Raw genomic sequence first — 19,919 nt, 5'->3', positions numbered from 1 at the left:
GGCGGTGCCGCCTTAGCTCAGTTGGCCAGAGCAACGCACTCGTAATGCGTAGGTCTCGGGTTCGAATCCCGAAGGCGGCTCGGAACAGGCCCGGATCACCCCACGGTGATCCGGGCCTTTTGCATGAGGCGGTGGGGCCGCGTCGGCAGCGGTCGCCGGGGGTGTGGGGGCGGGCTAGCGTGAGAGGGGTCGGGCTTCGGGTTGGAGGCCGGGATGGTGACACGGTGGCGCAAGGCGGCGGTGGGTGCGGTCGCGGCGGGACTCGTGGCGGTGCCTCTCGGCGGGGGGACGGGATACGCCCTTGAGGCGGGAGGGCCGCCTGGGGTCGTTGCGCCCGTGCGGGATGACGGGGACGTCGTGCGGATCACGCCCGCCGTGGCGCGGCAGTTGGACGATGCCGTGCGGAAGGTCATGGTCGACGCCCGGGTGCCCGGGGTGATGGTGGCCGTGTCAGCGCCCGGCAAGGGCGAGTACGTGCGTACGTTCGGCGTTGCCGATAAGGCGACCGGGGCGCCCATGTCCACCGGCTTGTACATGCGTATCGGCAGCGAGACCAAGACGTTCACGGTCACCGGGCTGCTGCGGCTCGTCGACGACGGGAAGGTCGGGCTGGACGATCCCATCGGGAAGTACGTCTCCGGGGTTCCCAACGGGGATCGGATTACGTTGCGGCAGCTCGCCGGGATGCGGAGCGGGCTGTTCAACTACTCCGAGGACGAAGGGTTCTTCAAGGCGCTGACCAGTGACCCGCAGCGGCCGTTCACGCCGCAGCAGCTGCTCGCGTACTCGTTCAAGCATCCGGTGCTGTTCGAGCCCGGCGCCAAGTTCTACTACTGCAACACCAACCTGATCCTGCTCGGGCTCGTCATCGAGAAGGTGAGCGGCAGGGGGTTGGGCGACTTCCTCGCCGACGAGGTCGTCGAGCCCGCCGGGTTGAAGCGGACCGCGCTGCCGCCCGGTGCCGCCTGGCCGACGCCGCACGCGCAGGGGTACACCGACCAGACCGCCACCGGGAAGGTCGAGGAGACCGCCGACTGGAACCCGTCGTGGGGATGGGCGGCCGGGGCGATGTACTCCGACCTCGCCGACCTGCGGACATGGGCCCGCGTCGTGGCCACCGGCACGCTGCTGGAGCCGGAGACGCAGAAGCAGCGGCTGGAGGTCGATCCAGCGCTGCCCGGGACGGGGTACGGGCTCGGGATCTTCCTCGACCACGGGTGGGTCGGGCACAACGGGTCGCTTCCCGGTTATCAGTCGCTGACCCTTTATCTGCCGGAGGCGCAGGCGACGCTGGTGGTGCTGCTCAACACCGACATCTCCGCCGAGGGCGAGGAGCCGAGCACGCTGTTCGGTCAGGCCATCACGAAGATCGTGTCCCCGGACAACGTGTTCTCGCTGCCCGCTCAGCCCGCCGCCGGGAAGTGACCCCTCACTTGGCGTCCGCGTAGCACTCCACGACCGCCGTGGTGAACGGGAAGCGGACCGGGGTGTCGCCGAAGGCGATGCGGGCGGCGCGGTCGCCGGCCGCGCGGATCGCCTCTGCGACCGCCTCCGCCTCCTCGGCCGGACAGTGGACTATCACCTCGTCGTGCTGGAAGAAGACCAGCTCCGCCCGCATGCCCGCGGCCGCGATCGACTGCCGCAGCGCCGCCAGCATCAGCAGCGCCCAGTCCGCCGCGCTGCCCTGCACCACGAAGTTGCGGGTGAAGCGGCCGCGGGCGCGGGTGTTCGTCGAGGCGTAGCTCGGGGTCCACGCGTCGTTCTGGGTGTGAGTGCCGTCCGGGGGCGGGGTGTCCGGCTCCTGCGGGATGCCGGCCTCGCCGTACGGGTCGTCGGCCGCCGAGCCGGAGCGGGCGGGCGGCGGGCAGGTGCGGCCCAGCCAGGTGCGTACGAGGCGGCCCTCCTCGCCGGCCCGCGCCGCCTCGTCCACGTACGCGACCGCCTGCGGGAATCGGCGGCGCAGGGCGGCCAGGTTCTTCAGGCCGTCGCCGGACGTCTGGCCGTACACGGCGCCCAGTACGGCGATCTTCGCCGTCTCCCGGTCACCGGAGAAGCCCTGGCGGGAGACGGCCGTGTACAGGTCCTCCGCACGGCCCGCCACCGCCATGAACGCCGGATCGCGGGAGATCGCGGCCAGCACCCGCGGCTCCAGCTGGTCGGCGTCCGCGACGACCAGGCGCCAACCCGGGTCCGCGACGACCGCCCGGCGGATGACCTTGGGGATCTGCAGGGCGCCGCCGCCGTTGGTCACCCAGCGGCCGGTCAGGGTGCCGCCGGGGACGAACTCCGGGCGGAAGCGGCCGTCCCGCACCCAGTCCTGGAGCCAGGCCCAGCCGTGCGCGGTGTAGATCCGGTAGAGCTTCTTGTACGCGAGGAGCGGCGCGACGGCCGGATGCTCCAGGCCCTCGATCTCCCAGCGGCGGGTGGAGGTCAGGCGGATGCCCGCCTGGGCGAAGGCCTTCGTGACGTCCGCCGGCAGGTCCGGGCGGACGCGGCGGCCGAACGCCGAGGAGACGGCTTCCGCCAGCTCGGCCAGGCGGCGGGGCTCGCCGCCGCCGGCGTAGCGCTCGCCCAGCAGGTCGGTGAGCAGTGCGCGGTGGATGTCCGCCCGCCACGGCATGCCGGCGCGGTGCATCTCCGCCGCGATCAGGAACGCCGCCGACTCCGCGGCCGTCAGCAGGCGCATGCGGTCCGGGTGGGCGGTGGCGTCGTGCCGGCGGGCCTGGTCCTCGTAGACGGCGATCAGCGCATCGAGGGGCAGCGGCGCGGGCTGCGGATCGAACAGGGAGTCCTGCGCGCCGGGCGCTGCCGCGCGCGCCGGAAGGTCGGGCGGTACGGGCGCACCCGTGAGGCGGGCCCATGCGGCCGCGGCCGAGCGGGGCTCGCCGGAGCGGCCCTCGTGGCCGAGGAGCAGCAGCTCGGCGACCTCGATGTCGTAGCAGCGGTCGATGCGGATGCCGGCGGCGAGGAGGCGGGGGTACACGGCCGCCGTGGACCGCCAGATCCAGCGGGTCCCGGCGGGGGCGGCGCGGATCGCCTCCGCGGGGTCGCGCACGCGGATGGGGGGTGTGGGGGTGGGGGTGAGGGCGGCCGCCTGCCAGTGGCCTTCGGCGTCTTCGGCCAAGGCCCAACGGGGTGCGGGGTCGCTCATGCATGCGAGTGTCCCACCGGGCGCTGACAGCGGGGCTGCGGCCCGGGCCGCGTGCCGTGGCTGCGGGGTGCGGCAGGGGTGCGGCCACGGGGGTGCTTTCGGGGCTCTGCCCCGGGCCCCGCGCCTCAAGCGCCGGCGGGACTGTGATGGCCGGGCTGGGTTTGCGGGGCGCGGCACTGGTGGGTGGTGTGGGGTGGGCGGTGGTGCCAGGCGGCCATGGCGGTGTCTCGGGGCTCTGCCCCGGGCCCCGCGTCTCAAGCGCCGGCGGGGCTGTGATGGCCGGGCTGGGTTTGCGGGGTGCTGTGCCGGTGGGTGGTGTGGGGTGGGCGGTGGTGCCGGGCACGGCCGTGCTGGTGTTTCGGGGCCCCGCGCCTCAAGCGCCGGCGGGGCTGGAACGGGGGCTGTGCCGGAGTGGTCGAGGGGGCGGGCGGTTGGCTGCTGCGCTGGTCGGGCCGGGGCGGTGACCGAAGGCCCCGGCCGTCGTCTTTCCCCCAGGGCACCGGCCCGGGTCTTCCCCGCCGGCGCCGCCGACGGGAAGAACGGCGCGGGCACGGGCGGGCTGCCCGGCGACGACGACAAGGGGCCCGGCATGCCGGTGGCGCCTGAGGCCCGGTGGGAGAGGAGGGGGCCGGTGTGACGGCGGAGGTGGCCGCGGTGGGGGCGCGGGTGGGGGCGTGGGAAGGTGGTGGGGTGAAGGGGATTGTTGAGCGGGGCTGTGAGCTGGCGCTTTATGGGCAGGGGGATGCCGGACTGGATGCCGGGGCCTCGCTGCTCGCTGCCGATGGGCAGCAGTGGGGCGGGGTGGCTCGGGAGCTGCTCGCGCGGGGTGAACGGTATCTGCGGCAGGCCTGGGAGCGGGGGTGGCAGCCCGCGGACGTGATGCGGCTCGTGCGGCGGGACCTCGCCGAGCGGCACCTGCGGATCACCGCCGACCTCGTCGCCGCCGAGGCGCGCCGCTACGCGCGGCTGCCCGAGCGGTGGACCGACGCCGAGGTGTGGTGGGGCGATGACGACTCGGGGTACGGGGAGCAGCTCGCGCGGCGGGAGAGGGCGGACCGGTTCTCGCTCGCCACGGCCGTGTTGGAGGTGTTCCGGCTTCTCGTACGGCTTCCCGCGATCGAGCCCGTTGCGCCCGTGCCGGGGGATCCTGCTGTGGACGCCCTTGCGCACGTGCACATCGAACCGCGCATGCTCGGCCGTATCCGCGGGCTGCTGGCCAAGGCCGAGGCCACTTCCTACCCGGAGGAGGCGGAGGCGCTCAGTGCCAAGGCGCAGGAGTTGATGGCCCGGCACACCGTGGACGAGGCCCTGCTTGCGGCGAGCGGCAAGGCGCCCGTGCGGGCGCCGTCCGCCTGCCGGATCGGGGTGGAGCCGCCGTACGAGGAGGCGAAGGCGGTGCTGCTCGACGCTGTCGCCGGGGCCAACCGGTGCCGGGCGGTGTGGAACAGCGGCTTCTGGTTCTCCACGGTGGTCGGCTTCGAGAGCGACCTGGAGGCCGTGGAGCTGCTGTACACCTCGCTGCTCGTGCAGGGGACGGCCGCGATGACGCGGGCCGAGGCCGGGCAGCGGGCGGGCGGCCGCAAGCGTACGAAGACGTTCCGGCAGTCGTTCCTGCTCGCCTACGCCAGCCGGCTCGGCCAGCGGCTCGCCGAGACGGCGGAGCACACCGCCGGCGAGGCCCCGGACAACCTGCCGGCGCTGGTGGCCCGCGACGTCGCCGTGACCGCCCGGGCCGACGAGATGTTTCCGCAGACCACGACCACCCGGCTGCGGGGGGCCACCGATCCTGCCGGGTGGAACGACGGCACCGCCGCCGCCGATCGGGCCAGCGTGGGGGGTCGCGCGTCGCGCCGTCCGCTGGCTCCGTAGCCATCCGTTGCAGCCCCATCGGCGGAGTGTTTGGTTCCGTTGCCTCTCACCGTGATCAGTGCGGCACCCTCCGCGTGCACGTGCATCTGCCCATGCAGCCACACGTGAACACAGCTATGATCCGGTGGAGTTGACATCTGCACTATCGGGGGCTTCCTGTGGACCACGCGTACAACGGGATGGCAGCTGCAGAACTCGACGGGGTGACCTGGCAGAAGAGCAAGCACAGCAACTCGCAGGGCTCCTGCGTGGAGTTCGCGAAACTGCCGGGCGGCGCCGTCGCCGTGCGCAATTCGCGGTTCCCGGACGGACCGGCTCTCGTCTACACGCCGGCCGAGATCGAGGCGCTGCTCCTGGGCGTCAAGGACGGCGAGTTCGACCACCTGATCCACTGAGGGCCGGGCTCGGACGACTCTGGAACGGTGCCACAGATCCAGCCGTGCACGTGCACTGGCCGGGACCGATCCTCTCGTGATCGGTCCCGGCCAGTGCGTCTTCCCGCTCCGTGTCGGCCCGCCGCCTACTCGGGGAGCATGAACAGCGCCCACACGACCTTGCCGGTGAGCCGGCCCGCGAGCGGGTGCCAGCCCCAGCTGTCGCTGTAGGCGTCCACGAGGAACAGTCCGCGCCCCGACTCCAGGTCGCAGTTCTCCTCCGTGTGCTCGGGTTCGAACGCGCCGCCCGGCCGGTCCTCGCTGGGGTCGCGCACCGCGCACACCAGCCGGGAGCTCCACCGCATCAGGTGCAGCCGCACGGCTGCCTCCGGCTCGCCCGCCCCGGGCCCCGCACCCGCCGGCCGCGGGTCCCCGGGCAGGGCGTGCCGCAGCGCGTTGGTGACGAGCTCGGAGACGACGAGGGCCACGTCGTCGAATCGCTCGTCGAGGCCCCACTGGGCCAGGGTCGAGCGGGTGAACGTACGGGCGCCGCGCACCGCCTCGAAGCGGGCGGGGAGGGAGCAGGAGGCAGACCCGGACACAGCCGTGGGGTCGACCGGGGGCAGGCCCTGCCGTAACGGCTCGAGCATGGTCGATCCATTCGTCCCCATGCGAGGCACTCCCGGGATTCGCGGACGTGGCGGCGGCTTGCGTCCAGAAAGAACTGCGGGGTGGGTCGGTCCGGCGCCGGCGCGAACAGCACGCAGGTGCGCGGCACCATCGTTCCGAATGCAGAAGCTGGATGCAAGGGCAGATGCACGTGCACGCGCCGGACCTGTCCCCACCCGTGATGGTTCTTGCTCATTTCTTCCTACGTACACTTACGGACTTCTTTTACGGCAGCCCGGATTCCGTTACAGAACGAGTACGGGCCGATGCGTTTTGGTGGCAGACTGCGAGGCCTGGGGACACGGGGGCCCAGCGATGCAGCACACACGCGCAGACCACGCGTATCCATGGCGATGGGGAGGGCAGGACTAGTGACCGCAGAAGCAGGCGGTTCCGTGGTGCGCCGCATCCTCCTGGGCTCACAGCTCAGGCGACTCCGAGAATCCCGCGGCATCACCCGTGAGGCGGCCGGCTACTCGATCCGCGCATCCGAATCGAAGATCAGCCGCTTGGAGTTGGGAAGGGTGAGCTTCAAGGCAAGGGACGTCGAAGACCTCCTCACGCTCTACGGGGTCACGGACGGCGCCGAGCGCGAGTCCCTCCTGGGCCTCGTCCGCGAGGCCAACGCGGCGGGCTGGTGGCACAGCTACGGCGACGTGCTGCCCGGCTGGTTCCAGACGTACATCGGACTGGAGGGCGCCGCGTCCCTCATCCGCATCTACGAGGTGCAGTTCGTCCACGGCCTGCTCCAGACCGAGGCATACGCGCACGCCGTCGTCAGCCGCGGCATGCCCGGCGCCGGCAGGGCCGAGATCGAGCGCCGCGTCGCGCTGCGCCTGGAGCGGCAGAAGGTGCTCGTCTCCGAGAACGCCCCCGTCTTCCACGCCGTGCTCGACGAGGCCGCGCTGCGCCGCCCGTACGGCGGACGGGACGTCATGCGCGGCCAGTTGGAGCACCTCATCGAGGTGTCGCAGCGGCCGAACGTGCAGCTCCAGGTGATGCCGTTCTCCTTCGGCGGGCACTCCGGCGAGAGCGGGGCCTTCACCCTGCTGCGGTTCCCCGAGTCCGACCTCCAGGACATCGTCTATCTGGAACAGCTCACCAGTGCCCTCTACCTGGACAAGGACGAGGAAGTGGCGCAGTACGAGCGGGCGATGGAGCGGCTGCAGGCCGACTGCCCGGACCCCGACCAGACCCGGGATCTTCTCCGCGGTCTCCTCCAACTGTCTTGATCCGCACGTACTATGACGTCTGATCAGTGCATGACCGAACGGTCTCGGGTGCAGCGCCCGGGTGCGCGCTCGCAGTAAGGGATGGCATGTCCATATTCGAGGACCTGGCTCACCAGTACATCGACGGCACCTGGCTGGCCGGCAACGGCTCCTGGGACATCATCGACGTCAACCCGTACAACGGGGAGAAGCTCGCCGCCATCACCGTGGCCACCGTCGAGCAGGTGGACCAGGCCTACCGGGCCGCCGAGCGCGCCCAGCGCGAGTGGGCCGCCACCAGCCCCTACGCGAGACGCGCCGTACTGGAGCGGGCCCTGCGGATCACCGAGGAGCGCGAGAAGGAGATCGTCGAGGCGATGATCGACGAGCTCGGCGGGACCCGTCCCAAGGCCGAGTACGAGATCCACCTCGCCAAGGAGTTCATCCGCGAGGCCATGCAGCTCGCCGTACGCCCCGAAGGCCGGATCCTCACCTCGCCCGTCCCGGGCAAGGAGAGCCGCGTCCAGCGGCTCCCCGTCGGCGTCGTCACCGTGATCAGCCCCTTCAACTTCCCCTTCCTCGTCACGATGAAGTCGGCCGCCCCCGCGCTCGCGCTGGGCAACGCCGTCGTCGTCAAGCCCAACCAGAACGCGCCCGTGGTCGGCGGCGGCGTCATCGCCCGGATCTTCGAGGAGGCCGGCCTGCCGGCCGGGCTCCTGAGCGTCCTCGTCACGGACATCGCCGAGATCGGCGACGCCCTCCTGACCCACCCGGTCCCGAAGGTCATCTCCTTCGCCGGCTCCGACCGCGTCGGACGGCACGTGGGCGCCGTCGCCGCCCGCCACTTCAAGCGGACCGTCCTGGAGCTCAGCGGCAACAGCGCCCTCGTCGTCCTCGACGACGCCGACGTCGACTACGCCGTCGAGGCGGCCGTCTTCAGCCGCTTCGTCTACCAGGGCCAGGTCTGCATGGCCGCCAACCGGATCCTGGTCGACACCCGCGTCGCCGAGGAGTTCACGGACAAGTTCACCGCCCGCGTGCGCGCCCTGCGCACCGGCGACCCCCGCGAGGCCGACACCCACATCGGCCCGCTGATCAACTCCTTCCAGGCAGAGGCCCTCACCGCGCTCGTCGACCGCGCCGTCGCCTCCGGCGCCCAGGCGCTCGTACGCGGCGCCACGCGCGGCAACCTCGTCGAGCCGACCGTGCTCACCGGCATCCCCGAGGACTCCCCGCTGCTCACGCAGGAGATCTTCGGCCCGGTCGCCCTGCTCATGGTGTTCGACGGCGAGGAGGAGGCCGTCCGCATGGCGAACGCCACCCCGTACGGCCTGAGCGGCGCCGTCCACACCCGGGACGTCGAGCGCGGCATCCGCTTCGCCGAGCGCATCGAGACCGGCATGATCCACGTCAACGACTCGACCATCGGCGACGAGCCGCTGGCCGCGTTCGGCGGGGAGAAGGCCTCCGGCCTGGGCCGGCTGAACGGCGAGTCCACCGTCGAGGCCTTCACCACCCAGAAGTGGATCTCCGTACAGCACGGCAGGAGCACCTTCCCCCTCTGACCCCGGTCCGCCTTAGACTCGGCGGAGTCGGCGGCGGGCAGTGTTTCGGGGGAGTCCTCACGTGAGCAACATTCCGGAGACGGGGCGGACGCCCCGGGTCCAGAACCGTCTGGTGGTCATCCAGGTGGTCGTCTTCTCGCTGCTCCTCACCCTCGGCGGCCGCCTCTGGTACCTCCAGATCCGCAACGGCGACGAGTACACGGACGAGGCGAAGAACAACCACGTCCAGCAGGTCGTCCAGCCCGCCGTGCGCGGCTCGATCCTCGACGCCCGCGGCGTCCCCCTCGCCGACAACGAGACCCGCATGGTGGTCTCCGCCAGCCGCACCGAGCTGAGCAAGATGAAGGACAAGGGCAAGGAGGTCCTCGTCCGCCTCGCGGGCGTCCTCGGCCTGAACCCGGACGACGTCGTGGGCAGCGTCCGCCTGTGCGACGCCAAGACGCCCAAGCCGTGCTGGAACGGTTCTCCCTACCAGCCGATCCCGATCACCGACGAGGCGACCACCGAGCAGGTGCTGGAGATAAGGGAGCACGCCGAGCGCTTCCCCGGCATCACCGCCGAGCCGACCGCCGTACGCCGCTACGCGGGCCCCGAGGGCGCCAACACCTCCCAGGTCCTCGGCTACCTCTCGCCGGTCACCGACGCCGAGATCGCCAAGGCGAAGAAGACCGACTCCCCCTACCTGCGCTCCGACCAGGTGGGCCGCTCCGGCCTGGAGCGCACGTACGACAAGGAGCTGCGCGGCAAGGCGGGCATCACCCGCTACGAGGTCGACAACCTCGGCCGAGTCATCGGACTGGCCAAGGCGGACAAGCCCACTCCCGGCTCGAACATCGTCACCTCCATCGACGCCCGCGTGCAGGCGGTCGCCGAGCGCGAGCTGAACAACGCGATGATCGAGGCCCGCAAGGGCTACGACCGCAACACGCACCGCAACTACGAGGCCGACTCCGGCGCCGTCGTCGTCATGGAGGCCAAGACGGGCCGGATCGTCGCCATGGCGTCCAACCCGACGTACGACCCGAACGCCTGGGTCGGCGGCATCTCCGCCAAGGACTACGCGGCCCTCACCGACAAGGACTCCAACTACCCGCTCCTGAACCGGGCGATCCAGAGCGTGGCCGCCCCCGGCTCCATCTTCAAGGTCGTCACCTCGACCGCCGCGGTCAACGCCGGCTACCCCTTCAACGCCCGCTACCCCTGCCCCAGCTCCTACTCGGTCGGCCGGCAGACCTTCACCAACTTCGAGTCCCAGGGCTACGGCGACATCACCATCGGCCGCGCCCTGGAGGTCTCCTGCGACACCGTCTACTACCTCCTCGCCGACAAGGAGTGGAAGAAGGACGGCGGGATCAACCCGAAGAAGGACCCCGCCGACTGGTTCCTGAAGACGGCCCACCAGTTCGGCCTGGGCAAGCCGACCGGCGTCGACCTGCCCAACGAGGTCGCCGGCCGCGTCCCCGACCGGCAGTGGAAGAAGGACTTCTTCGAGGCCAACAAGGCCGCCTGGTGCCGCGACGGCAAGAAGGACGGCACCTTCGCCGAGCGGATCGCCTACGAGAACTGCCGCCAGGGCAACCAGCTGCGCGAGGGCGACGCGATCAACTACTCCATCGGCCAGGGCGACACCCTCGTCACGCCCCTGCAGATGGCCTCCGTGTACGCGGCCCTCGCCAACGGCGGCACGCTGCACCAGCCCAGCATCGGCAAGGCCGTCGTCAGCGCGGACGGCACCTCCGTCAAGGAGATCGCCCCCAAGGAGCGCGGCAGGCTCCCGATGGACGCCAAGCTGCACAAGGACATAGACGCCGCCCTGGAGTCGGTCGTCACCTCCGGCAGCGCGGCCTGGCGCTTCGGCGGCTGGCCGCAGAAGCAGATCCCGATGCACGCCAAGACGGGCACCGCGGAGGTGCAGGGCAAGCAGACCACGTCCTGGTTCGCCTCGTACACCGAGGACTACGCGATCGTGATGACGATCTCCCAGGGCGGCACCGGCTCCGGCGCCTCCGGACCGGCCGTCCGCAAGATCTACGAGGCGATGTACGGGCTCGACGAGAAGGGCGCCCAGGACCTCTCCAAGGCCCTCCTGCCCAAGCCCATGGCGGAGCTCCCGGCGATCCGCCCGGACAACGGCTCCGGCTCCTGAGACCGGGGCCGCCTCCGCCACCGCCTCGTCAATTAGGACATGTACTGACCGCATCGGAGCCTAACGTGGTCGTTGTCAGCAGGACGGCACACACGGCAGAGAAGGCGGTAGTTCCATGCCCACTTTCGTCACGGCAGAGGCTCACGGCGACGAGCGAGGCGCGCTCCTGTCCTACGTCGAGGCCCAGCGCGCCGGACTGCGCCGCGCGCTCCTCGGCCTGACCGAGGAGCAGGCGGCGAGCCACCCGAGCGCGAGCGGGCTCTCCCTGTCCGGGCTGGTCAAGCACAGCGCCGAGGTCGAGCTGAACTGGCTGCGCCTGGCGCAGCAGCAGCCGAACGAGCGCCAGTACACCTCGGAGAACTGGGGCGACAGCTTCCGCCTCGTCGGCGCCGAGACCATCCCCGAGATCCTCGCGTTCTGGGACGGGGTCTCCGCGGAGCTGGAGAAGTTCATCCGCGAGCTGCCGAGCCTCGACGACACCTTCCCCCTGCCGGAGATGCCCTGGTTCCCCAAGGACACCCGGGTGTCGATGCGGTGGCTGCTGCTGCACCTGGTGGAGGAGTTCGCCCGCCACGCGGGCCACGCCGACATCATCCGGGAGTCCCTGGACGGCGCGACCGCGTTCGAGCTCGTGGCCCGCGCCCAGGCCGAGGACGGCGCGCCCGCCTCCTGACCCGCTCCCCGACCGCCTCCGGCGCATCCCCGGCCGAGCCGGCTTGCACCTCACGCGGCGTGAGGAGGGAGAGTCGGAGGCGAGAGAAAGGGCGGAAGCAATGAGCTACTCCGTGGGCCAGGTCGCCGCGTTCGCCAAGGTGACGGTGCGCACCCTGCACCACTACGACGAGATCGGCCTGCTCTCGCCGAGCGGCCGCAGCAGCGCGGGGCACCGGCGGTACGACGACGCCGACCTCGACAGGCTGCAGCGGATCCTGTTCTACCGGGAGCTCGGCTTCCCCCTGGAAGAGGTCGCGGTCCTGCTGGACGATCCGGACGCGGACCCGAGGGAGCACCTGCGCCGGCAGCACTCCCTCCTGTCCGACCGGATCGCCCGGCTCCAGCAGATGGCCAAGGCCGTGGAGCAAGCCATGGAGGCGAACAGAATGGGCATCAACCTCACGCCCGAGGAGAAGTTCGAGGTGTTCGGGTCCCACGACCCGGACCAGTACGCGGAGGAGGCCGAGCAGCGCTGGGGCGGCACCGAGGCGTACCGGGAGTCGGCCCGCCGGGCGGCGTCCTACACCAAGGACGACTGGAAGCGGATCATGGCGGAGGGAGAGGACCTCAACCGGCGCCTGGCCGCGCTGCTGGACGCCGGGGCCGACCCGGAGTCCGGGCAGGCCATGGACCTGGCGGAGGAGCACCGGGGCTGGATCGAGCGCAACCACTACACCTGCCCGTACGAGATGCACACCTGCCTCGGGGAGATGTACGTGGCCGACGAGCGGTTCACGGCCTTCTACGACGCCGTGCGGCCCGGCCTGGCGGTGTTCCTGCGGGACGCCATCAACGCCAACGCCGTCCGCCGCGCCTGACCCCGACCGGTCCCGACCGGTCCCGAACGGCCGCCACCCGGTACCTGGAACCGGGTGGTGGCCGTGTGCGTTGATAATTGAGACGATCCCCTCCGTCCGCCCCACCCCCTTCATCCGCGGACGCCCCCCGATCCAGGAGAGACCGGCACCCGTGTACACGCTTGCGCTCGGCCCCGAATGGCTGTCCCCGGACTATCTGATCTCGCACTTCGGCCTGATCGGCATCCTGGTCATCGTCTTCGCGGAATCAGGACTGTTCGCGTTCCTCCCCGGGGACTCGCTGCTGTTCACCGCGGGCCTGCTCGTCGCCAACGGCGAGTACATCAAGCAGCCGCTGTGGCTGGTGTGCGCGCTGATCACGATCGCGGCGATCGTCGGCGACCAGGTCGGCTACATGATCGGCAAGTACTTCGGCCCCAAGCTCTTCAACCGGCCGAACTCCAAGCTGTTCAAGCGGGAAAACCTGGACAAGGCGCACGAGTTCATGGAGAAGCACGGCCCCAAGGCCATCGTGCTCGCCCGTTTCGTCCCGATCATCCGCACCTTCGCCCCGATGGTCGCCGGCGCCGGCTCGATGAAGTACCGCACCTTCCTCACGTACAACGTGATCGGCGGCATCGCCTGGGGCACCGGCATCACGGTCGCGGGCTACTGGCTCGGCCAGATCGACTTCATCAAGGAGAACATCGAGCCGATCCTCATCGGCATCGTCCTCGTCTCCGTCATCCCGGTCGTCATCGAGGTGCTCAAGGCCCGCAAGGAGAGCAGGGCCGCGGCCGAGCTCCCCGGGCAGGGCGGCCCGGGCGGCAGCCAGGGCGAGCGCCGGCGGCACGCCAAGCGCTGAACGCCCCCACGGCCCGGTACGGCGCCCCGCGGACCCGCAGAGGTCCGCGGGGCGCCGCCGTTTCTCCCGGGTTCCCGCGGTTCTAGTACCCGCGGGTGCGCTTGGCGGCGGCTCGGCGGCGGGCGGCGCTCGCGGCCCCCGGGATCCGCATGAAGAGCCGCGAGGCCTCCTGCCCGAGGTTCACGCCGATGGCGATGGCCAGCGCGATGGCGGCGGCGTTGGTGAGCGAGCCGAGGCCGCGGTTGAGCTCGTCCTCGGCGATGAGCAGCAGTCCGTAGTACGTCGCCGAGCCGGGCAGCAGCGGCCCGATCGCGGCGGTGACGAACGGCAGGGCCGAGGCGAAGCGGTAGCGGGAGAAGAGCTGCCCGAAGAGGCCGACGAGCCCGGCGGCGACGGCGGTGGAGGGCACCGGCGGGATCCCCCCGGCGTAGTGCAGGGCCCCGAAGGTCACCCAGGCGACTCCGCCGTTGAGCGTCACGATCCACACGGTGGAACGTTCCTGCTGGAGCAGGATCGCGAACGTGAACACCAGCACCATCGAGGCCGCGATCTGGATCAGCGGCCGCTGGGTGATCTGCAGGGCCTCCTCGGGCCGCGGCGCGGCGCCCAGCTGGAGCCCGAGGTACAGCACCACGAGGACGCCCATGATGATGCCGATGAAGAGGTACATGACCTCCAGCAGGCGGGCCGACGCGGTGATGTAGAAGCCGGTCAGGCCGTCCTGCACGGCGGCGACCAGGGCCCGGCCGGGCAGCAGCGCGAAGAGCCCGCCGGTGATCACCGCGGAGGCGAGGGCGTCGACGTCGGTCAGCGCGAGGCCGACGCCGAGCGCCGCGGGCGGCATCGCAGCGACGACGAACTGGTAGAACTCCGGCAGCCCGCGCCCCGCGCACAGCCAGGCGAGCCGGTCGCCGAGCATGGCGCCGATCGCGGCCGCGAAGAAGACGATGACTCCGCCGCCGACGAGGACGGAGGCGGCGCCGGCGAGCAGTCCGGTGGCCGCGGTGAGCACCCACGTCGGGTACGGGTGCCGGTTGCGGCGGATCTCGGCGAGGCGCCGGTAGGCCTCCTCCAGCGTGATCTCGGCCTCGGGGCTGCTGATGTCGGCCACGAGGCGGAAGACGGCCGCGAGCCGGGTGTAGTCCGTACCGCGGCGGCGTACGGTCCGGCTCGCCGAGACGGGGTCGCCCACCAGCGAGGGCTGGTGCGTGATCGACAGCATGGTGAAGGTGACGGTCGGCTCGCAGCGGTCCAGCCCATAGCTGCGGGCCACGGCGAACATGGCGGCCTCGACGTCCTCGGCGCCCTCGCCGCCGGCGAGCAGCAGCTCGCCGATGCGCAGGGTCAGGTCGAGGACGCGGCCGACGGCGTGCCCCGGCTCGCCGTGCCGCTGCACGGGCTCGGGGACGGGCCGCACGTCCACCGGCATGCGCAGCATGGTGCGCATGCGGTCCTGCCAGGGGGACTCCGTCATCCGCGCGAGGGGCAGCCCGGGGCCGTGCACGTACGCCGGCGGGGACTGCTGGGCGCTGTAGGTGGAGGGCGGTGCGAACGCCGAGCCCTCCGGGGGCTCGGGCGGCGGCAGGGGCAGCCCCTCGGGCACCGTGAACTCGGAGGTCGGCTGGTCGTCGCCGACGGGCTCCGGCCCGGTGCCGGGCGGCGGGGAGAAGGCGCTGTGCGCCTCGTCGGATTGCGGCTTCCGGTCCTCTTCGTCCCCGGATCCCTCGGCCTCCGCCACGCGTCCTCCCGTCCCTGGCCGGCCCGGGTATCAGTATGCGGAACGGTTTCATCCGGGGCGACCACGAGCCCGCCCCCGGGAAAACGCCGCGGCGGGCGGCACCCGTCCGGGGTGCCGCCCGCCGCGGGACGGGGCACGGGCTCGCAGGAGCCCTCACCGGCCCGCCGCAGCGGGCCGGAGCGGCTCAGTGGCCGCCCTGCTCCTGGAGGCGCTTGAAGGAGCGCTCGATCTCGGCCTCGGCCTCGGTGCGGCCGACCCAGTTGGCGCCCTCGACCGACTTGCCCGGCTCCAGGTCCTTGTAGACCTCGAAGAAGTGCTGGATCTCCAGGCGGTCGAACTCGGAGATGTGGTGGATGTCGCGCAGGTGCTCCACGCGCGGGTCGGAGGCCGGCACGCACAGCAGCTTGTCGTCGCCGCCCGCCTCGTCGGTCATGCGGAACATGCCGATGGCGCGGCACTTGATCAGGCAGCCCGGGAAGGTCGGCTCGTCCAGGATGACCAGGGCGTCCAGCGGGTCGCCGTCCTCGCCCAGGGTGTTCTCGACGAAGCCGTAGTCCGTCGGGTAGCTGGTGGAGGTGAACAGGCGACGGTCCAGGCGGATCCGGCCGGTCTCGTGGTCCACCTCGTACTTGTTCCGCGAACCCTTGGGGATCTCGATGGTGACGTCGAACTCCACGTCCTGCTCCTCCATGATCAGCTTCGTTGCTCGAGTGATAGCGCGTCCGGACCCAGCCCTGCCGGGTGGGGTGCCATGCTCGCGGCAAGACGCAGTGGTTAAGTGTCCCTCACGCACATACGTGATCGCGAAAGGGGCTGGTGCGAGGTGCCTCTGGTCAAGACGTGGCAGCTCATCGCGGGGTCGACCGCCGCCGGTCTCGCCCTGTCGGTGGCCGCGGTGTCCGCGGCCGGTCCTTGGGACTCCGGTCAGCGTAAGGCCGAGCGGGACAGGGCCGCCTCCTGGGAACCGGCGGGTGGCGCAGATCACGCCGCGCCGCCCCTGCCGCAGCCCGCGCCGAGCGCCCCCGGCGTGCTCGCCGGCGTCGGCCCGGGCCTCGCGCAGGCCGCCGGCGCGGCCGGGGCCGCCGAGCCCGCGGGGCTCGCCGAGGCGCTGCGGCCGCTGCTGGACGACCCGGCGCTGGGCAGTGCCCGCACCGCCTCGGTCGTGGACACCGCGACCGGACGGGTCCTGTTCGAGTCCGGGGAGAGCCGGCCGATGGCCCCCGCCTCCACCACCAAGATCGCCACGGCGGCCGCGGCACTGACCGCCCTCGGCCCCGACCACCGCATCCGCACCACCGTCTCCCCCGGCACCGACCCCGGGCAGATCGTCCTCGTCGGCGGCGGGGACCCCTCCCTCACGGCGAAGAAGAAGCCCCCGGCCGGCTCCGGCGGCAGCCTCGTGGCGCTCGCCGCCGACACCGCCCAGGCGCTCAAGGCCACCGGCCGGGACACGGTCGCACTCGGCTACGACGACGGCCTCTTCACCGGCCCGGCCCGGCACCCGATCGGCGTCAACGCCAACCTCGCCCTCGTTAGCCCCCTCATGGCCGACGAGGCACGGCCCGACGACTCCGTCTCCGGGCCCGTGACGCGCATCGAGGACCCCGCCGCCCACACCGCCCGCTCCTTCGCCGCCCTCCTGGCGGAACGCGGCATCACCGTCACCGGCGAACCCGCCCGCGCCAAGGCCGCCGCGGGCACCCAGCCGCTCGCGGTCACCCTCTCCACGCCCGTCTCCGGGCTGGTCGAGCGGATGCTGACCCACAGCGACAACGACATCGCCGAGGCACTCGCCCGGCAGACCGCCCTCGCCTCCGGCCGGCCCGCCAGCTTCGAGGGCGCCGAGAAGGCCGTCTCCGACCGGCTGGCCTCCCTCGGCCTGGACACGGCCGGCTCGCGCTTCACCGACGGCAGCGGCCTGAACCGCGCCGACCGCATCACCGGGAGCCTGCTCACCGGGATCCTGGCCAGGGCCGCCGACCCGCACCACCCCGAGCTGCGGCCCGTCCTCACCGGGATGCCCGTCGCCGGGTTCACCGGCACGCTGCGCGCCCGCAACGCGGGCGACTCCCCGGCCGCCGGCCTCGTCCGCGCCAAGACCGGCACCCTCACCGGGGTGAACGCCCTGTCGGGCACCGTCGTGGACGCCTCCGGGCGGCTGCTCGCCTTCGCGTTCCTCAGCGCCGAGGCCCCCGACGGCCCCGCCGCCGAGAAGCGGCTCGACCGGCTCGCCGCCGCCGTGGCCGCCGCCCGCTAGCAGCCGCGGCCGGACGCCGGCGGCTGCGCGGGGGATCCGCAGCGGCCCGGGTCCACGTACCGTTGACGCATGACGAGCATCGGTGGTGCCGAGATGGTCGACTGGAACCTCGCGGTGGCGACCGCGACGCGGCTGGTCCGGCCGGGTCCGGAGGTCACGCGCGACGAGGCCCGGGCCGTGGTGGCGGAGCTGCGCCGGCACGCGAGGACCTCGGAGCGCCACGTGCGCGGGTTCACCCGCATGATCCCCGACGGTGCGGAGGTCCCCGACACCCCCGTCCTGGTCGTCGACCGGGCCGGCTGGGTCCGGGCCAACGTGGCCGGCTTCCGCGAGCTCCTCGCGCCGCTGCTCGGCAAGATGCAGGACCGCCGCGCCGGCACCCCCGGCGCCGGCGTCCTCGGCGCCGTCGGCGGCAAGGTCACCGGCGTCGAGCTGGGCATGCTGCTGAGCTTCCTCGCCTCCCGCGTGCTCGGCCAGTACGAGACCTTCGCGCCCCTGGAGCGCGACCTCTCCCGCGGCTCCGGGGCCGCCGCCGGCGGCCGGCTCCTCCTCGTCGCCCCCAACGTGGTCCACGTCGAGCGCGAGCTGGACGTGCACCCGCACGACTTCCGGCTGTGGGTCTGCCTGCACGAGGAGACGCACCGCACCCAGTTCACGGCCGTGCCCTGGCTGCGCGACCACCTCGAAGCCGAGATCCAGAGCTTCCTCGGCGCCACCGAGATGGACCCGGCCGCCCTCCTGGAGCGGCTGCGCGAGGCCGCCCAGGCCTTCGCCGGGGCCCGCCCCGACGCCGAGCGCGGCGACGAGGGCCGCACCCTCGTCGAGCTCGTCCAGACGCCCGAGCAGCGCGAGGTGCTGGGCCGCCTCACCGCCGTCATGTCCCTGCTGGAGGGCCACGCCGACTACGTCATGGACGGCGTCGGCCCCGAGGTGGTGCCCTCCGTCGCCGAGATCCGGGAGAAGTTCCAGCAGCGCCGCGCCACGGGTGCCGGCCGGCTGGACGCCGCGCTGCGCAAGCTCCTCGGCCTCGACGCCAAGCTGCGCCAGTACCGCGACGGCGAGCGCTTCGTACGGGCCGTCGTCGGCCAGGTCGGCATGGACGGCTTCAACCGGGTGTGGACCTCCCCCAACACGCTGCCGACCAAGGCGGAGATCGCCCGGCCCGCGGACTGGGTGGCCCGTGTGCACGGCAGGGGCGGCGAACCGGGCGAAGGGGAATGACCCGGCAGGCGTAAACCTGTCTCATGGAGGGAACGAGCGTCACCCGTCCGAGGGACCGTGGGGCGTGGAAGGGCGTGCGATGCTCAGGGAACGGCTCGGTTCTGTCACCATCGACGCACTCTGAGTGACAACCGCCACCCCGCGGAGGCCGCTCCCGGCCTCCCACGGCATCTGACGAAACTCCACCGAAGGGCACCGGACATGGGTCCCCATCCTGCGGTCGCGGCGATACGCCTGGCGGTCCGCCGCGTTCTCCACGACGTCCTGACCGACCTCACCGAACGGTCCGCCGTGCGCGGCGGCGCCGGCCGGGGCGCGCTCCTCCCGGCGCCCGGCGGAGGCACCCCGCCGCTCGTCCTCGTCGCCTGCTCCGGCGGCGCCGACTCCATGGCCCTCGCCTCGGCCCTCGCCTTCGAGGCGCCCAAGCTGGGCATCCGGGCCGGCGGCGTCACCATCGACCACGGCCTCCAGCCGGGCTCCGACCTGCGCGCGGCCGAGGTCGCCACCCGCATGGCCGCCCTGGGCCTGGACCCGGTCGAGGCGGTCACCGTGCACGTCGGCCGCGGGGGCGGGCCCGAGGCGGCGGCCCGCGACGCCCGCTACGCCGCCCTGGACGACGCCGCGGGCAGGCTCGGGGCCGCCGCCGTACTGCTCGGCCACACCCGGGACGATCAAGCGGAAACCGTCCTGCTGGGGCTGGCCCGCGGCTCCGGCATCCGCTCCCTGTCCGGGATGCCCGAGGTCTCCGCCGGCCCCGGCGGACAGGGCACCGCCGGCCGCACCCACCGCTACCGCCGCCCCTTCCTCCAGGTCGACCGGCAGACCGCCCGCAAGGCGTGCATGGTGCAGTCGCTGCCCGTGTGGGACGACCCGCACAACATCGACCCGGCCTACACCCGCTCCCGGCTGCGGCACGAAGGGCTGCCCGCCCTGGAGAAGGCCCTCGGCAAGGGCGTCGTCGAGGCGCTCGCCCGCACCGCCCAGCTCTCCCGCGACGACGCGGACGCCCTCGACGCCTGGGCGGCCGAGGCCGAGGCCGGCGTACGCGACGACGACGGACGGCTGGAGTGCGCCAAGCTCTACGCCCTGCCCCCGGCCGTCCGCCGCCGCGTGCTGCGCCGGGCCGTCGTCGCGGCGGGCTCCCCGGCAGGCTCCCTCTTCGCCCGGCACATCGAGGAAGTCGACCGGCTCATCACCGGATGGCGGGGCCAGGGCGCCATCAACCTGCCCGGCCGGGTGGAGGCCCGGCGCCAGGGTGGCAGACTTGTCATCCGGCAGGGCTGATAGGTGCTGAAACACGGCTGAGTCCTCCGGGGTCGCCCCCGGGGTCCCGGCCGACAAC

The 19,919-nt window shown here is 72.4% G+C and carries 14 protein-coding genes, 1 tRNA gene and 2 pseudogenes; 13 read left to right on the top strand and 4 right to left on the bottom strand.

Features of this window, described 5'->3' with window-relative positions:
• The first annotated feature begins 6 nt into the window (after nt 1-6).
• A tRNA-Thr gene (locus IE170_RS23370) sits at nt 7-80 on the top strand.
• Nucleotides 81-213: 133 nt separating this feature from the next.
• Entirely contained in the window at nt 214-1,425 is a 1,212-nt protein-coding gene (locus tag IE170_RS23365) for a serine hydrolase domain-containing protein (protein WP_189811413.1), read from the top strand.
• 4 nt (nt 1,426-1,429) lie between these two features.
• Here IE170_RS23365 and IE170_RS23360 read toward each other — a convergent pair whose 3' ends face one another.
• Nucleotides 1,430-3,151 (bottom strand): bifunctional 3'-5' exonuclease/DNA polymerase, encoded by a 1,722-nt coding sequence (locus tag IE170_RS23360; protein ID WP_189811412.1) that lies wholly within the window; start codon nt 3,149-3,151, stop codon nt 1,430-1,432.
• Nucleotides 3,152-3,841: 690 nt separating this feature from the next.
• On the opposite strand from IE170_RS23360, the gene IE170_RS23355 reads away from it, so the two are divergent.
• Together IE170_RS23355 and IE170_RS23350 are read left to right on the top strand one after the other, a co-directional pair.
• The gene (locus IE170_RS23355; protein ID WP_189811411.1) at nt 3,842-5,020 is read left to right on the top strand and encodes a DUF2786 domain-containing protein; all 1,179 of its coding nucleotides are present in this window, start codon (nt 3,842-3,844) and stop codon (nt 5,018-5,020) included.
• 158 nt (nt 5,021-5,178) lie between these two features.
• On the top strand, nt 5,179-5,415 hold the full coding sequence (locus IE170_RS23350) for a DUF397 domain-containing protein (protein ID WP_114053532.1): 237 nt from the start codon (nt 5,179-5,181) through the stop codon (nt 5,413-5,415).
• Between the two features lie 125 nt (nt 5,416-5,540).
• On the opposite strand, the gene IE170_RS23345 is transcribed toward IE170_RS23350, so the two are convergent.
• On the bottom strand, nt 5,541-6,044 hold the full coding sequence (locus IE170_RS23345; RefSeq protein WP_189811410.1) for an ATP-binding protein: 504 nt from the start codon (nt 6,042-6,044) through the stop codon (nt 5,541-5,543).
• A 372-nt stretch (nt 6,045-6,416) separates the two neighbouring features.
• Between IE170_RS23345 and IE170_RS23340 the strand changes: the two genes are divergently transcribed.
• The 6 genes and pseudogenes from IE170_RS23340 to IE170_RS23315 form a co-directional block, all read left to right on the top strand.
• Complete coding sequence (locus tag IE170_RS23340) at nt 6,417-7,295, top strand: Sco1979 family transcriptional regulator (protein WP_189811409.1); 879 nt, start codon at nt 6,417-6,419, stop codon at nt 7,293-7,295.
• Between the two features lie 86 nt (nt 7,296-7,381).
• Entirely contained in the window at nt 7,382-8,839 is a 1,458-nt protein-coding gene (locus IE170_RS23335) for an aldehyde dehydrogenase family protein (RefSeq protein WP_189811408.1), read from the top strand.
• A gap of 61 nt (nt 8,840-8,900) precedes the next feature.
• A pseudogene (gene mrdA, locus IE170_RS23330) lies at nt 8,901-10,967 on the top strand (penicillin-binding protein 2); the annotation flags it as partial.
• Between the two features lie 133 nt (nt 10,968-11,100).
• Complete coding sequence (locus IE170_RS23325; protein WP_189811406.1) at nt 11,101-11,658, top strand: DinB family protein; 558 nt, start codon at nt 11,101-11,103, stop codon at nt 11,656-11,658.
• A gap of 100 nt (nt 11,659-11,758) precedes the next feature.
• On the top strand, nt 11,759-12,517 hold the full coding sequence (locus tag IE170_RS23320) for a MerR family transcriptional regulator (RefSeq protein WP_189811405.1): 759 nt from the start codon (nt 11,759-11,761) through the stop codon (nt 12,515-12,517).
• 151 nt (nt 12,518-12,668) lie between these two features.
• Nucleotides 12,669-13,304 (top strand): annotated as a pseudogene (locus IE170_RS23315) (DedA family protein); the annotation flags it as partial.
• A gap of 139 nt (nt 13,305-13,443) precedes the next feature.
• On the opposite strand, the gene IE170_RS23310 reads toward IE170_RS23315, so the two are convergent.
• Entirely contained in the window at nt 13,444-15,099 is a 1,656-nt protein-coding gene (locus IE170_RS23310) for a threonine/serine exporter family protein (RefSeq protein ID WP_189811403.1), read from the bottom strand.
• A 184-nt stretch (nt 15,100-15,283) separates the two neighbouring features.
• On the bottom strand, nt 15,284-15,775 hold the full coding sequence (locus tag IE170_RS23305; RefSeq protein WP_125541818.1) for an inorganic diphosphatase: 492 nt from the start codon (nt 15,773-15,775) through the stop codon (nt 15,284-15,286).
• 147 nt (nt 15,776-15,922) lie between these two features.
• On the opposite strand from IE170_RS23305, the gene dacB reads away from it, so the two are divergent.
• The 3 genes from dacB to tilS all read left to right on the top strand — a co-directional run bounded on the left by dacB (nt 15,923) and on the right by tilS (nt 19,861).
• The gene (gene dacB, locus IE170_RS23300; protein ID WP_229885100.1) at nt 15,923-17,356 is read left to right on the top strand and encodes a D-alanyl-D-alanine carboxypeptidase/D-alanyl-D-alanine endopeptidase; all 1,434 of its coding nucleotides are present in this window, start codon (nt 15,923-15,925) and stop codon (nt 17,354-17,356) included.
• Between the two features lie 69 nt (nt 17,357-17,425).
• A complete protein-coding gene (locus IE170_RS23295) occupies nt 17,426-18,577 on the top strand; it encodes an Rv3626c family coenzyme F420 biosynthesis-associated protein (protein WP_189811401.1) in 1,152 nt (383 codons plus the stop codon).
• 201 nt (nt 18,578-18,778) lie between these two features.
• Nucleotides 18,779-19,861, top strand: coding sequence for a tRNA lysidine(34) synthetase TilS (gene tilS / locus IE170_RS23290; protein ID WP_189811400.1), 1,083 nt, complete (start codon nt 18,779-18,781; stop codon nt 19,859-19,861).
• Nucleotides 19,862-19,919: the final 58 nt, after the last annotated feature.

The organism is Streptomyces toxytricini (genome assembly GCF_014649915.1).
Classification (GTDB): domain Bacteria; phylum Actinomycetota; class Actinomycetes; order Streptomycetales; family Streptomycetaceae; genus Streptomyces; species Streptomyces toxytricini.
The sequence above is the reverse complement of the archived record's forward strand: the minus strand, read 5'-3'. Positions and strand labels throughout refer to the sequence as shown.

Coding starts and splice junctions, on each gene's coding strand:
- IE170_RS23365 (WP_189811413.1), top strand. CDS start 214: ATGGTGACACGGTGGCGCAAGGCGGCGGTGGGTGCGGTCGCGGCGGGA.
- IE170_RS23360 (WP_189811412.1), bottom strand. CDS start 3,151: ATGAGCGACCCCGCACCCCGTTGGGCCTTGGCCGAAGACGCCGAAGGC.
- IE170_RS23345 (WP_189811410.1), bottom strand. CDS start 6,044: ATGCTCGAGCCGTTACGGCAGGGCCTGCCCCCGGTCGACCCCACGGCT.
- IE170_RS23340 (WP_189811409.1), top strand. CDS start 6,417: ATGGGGAGGGCAGGACTAGTGACCGCAGAAGCAGGCGGTTCCGTGGTG.
- IE170_RS23335 (WP_189811408.1), top strand. CDS start 7,382: ATGTCCATATTCGAGGACCTGGCTCACCAGTACATCGACGGCACCTGG.
- IE170_RS23325 (WP_189811406.1), top strand. CDS start 11,101: ATGCCCACTTTCGTCACGGCAGAGGCTCACGGCGACGAGCGAGGCGCG.
- IE170_RS23320 (WP_189811405.1), top strand. CDS start 11,759: ATGAGCTACTCCGTGGGCCAGGTCGCCGCGTTCGCCAAGGTGACGGTG.
- IE170_RS23295 (WP_189811401.1), top strand. CDS start 17,426: ATGACGAGCATCGGTGGTGCCGAGATGGTCGACTGGAACCTCGCGGTG.
- tilS (WP_189811400.1), top strand. CDS start 18,779: ATGGGTCCCCATCCTGCGGTCGCGGCGATACGCCTGGCGGTCCGCCGC.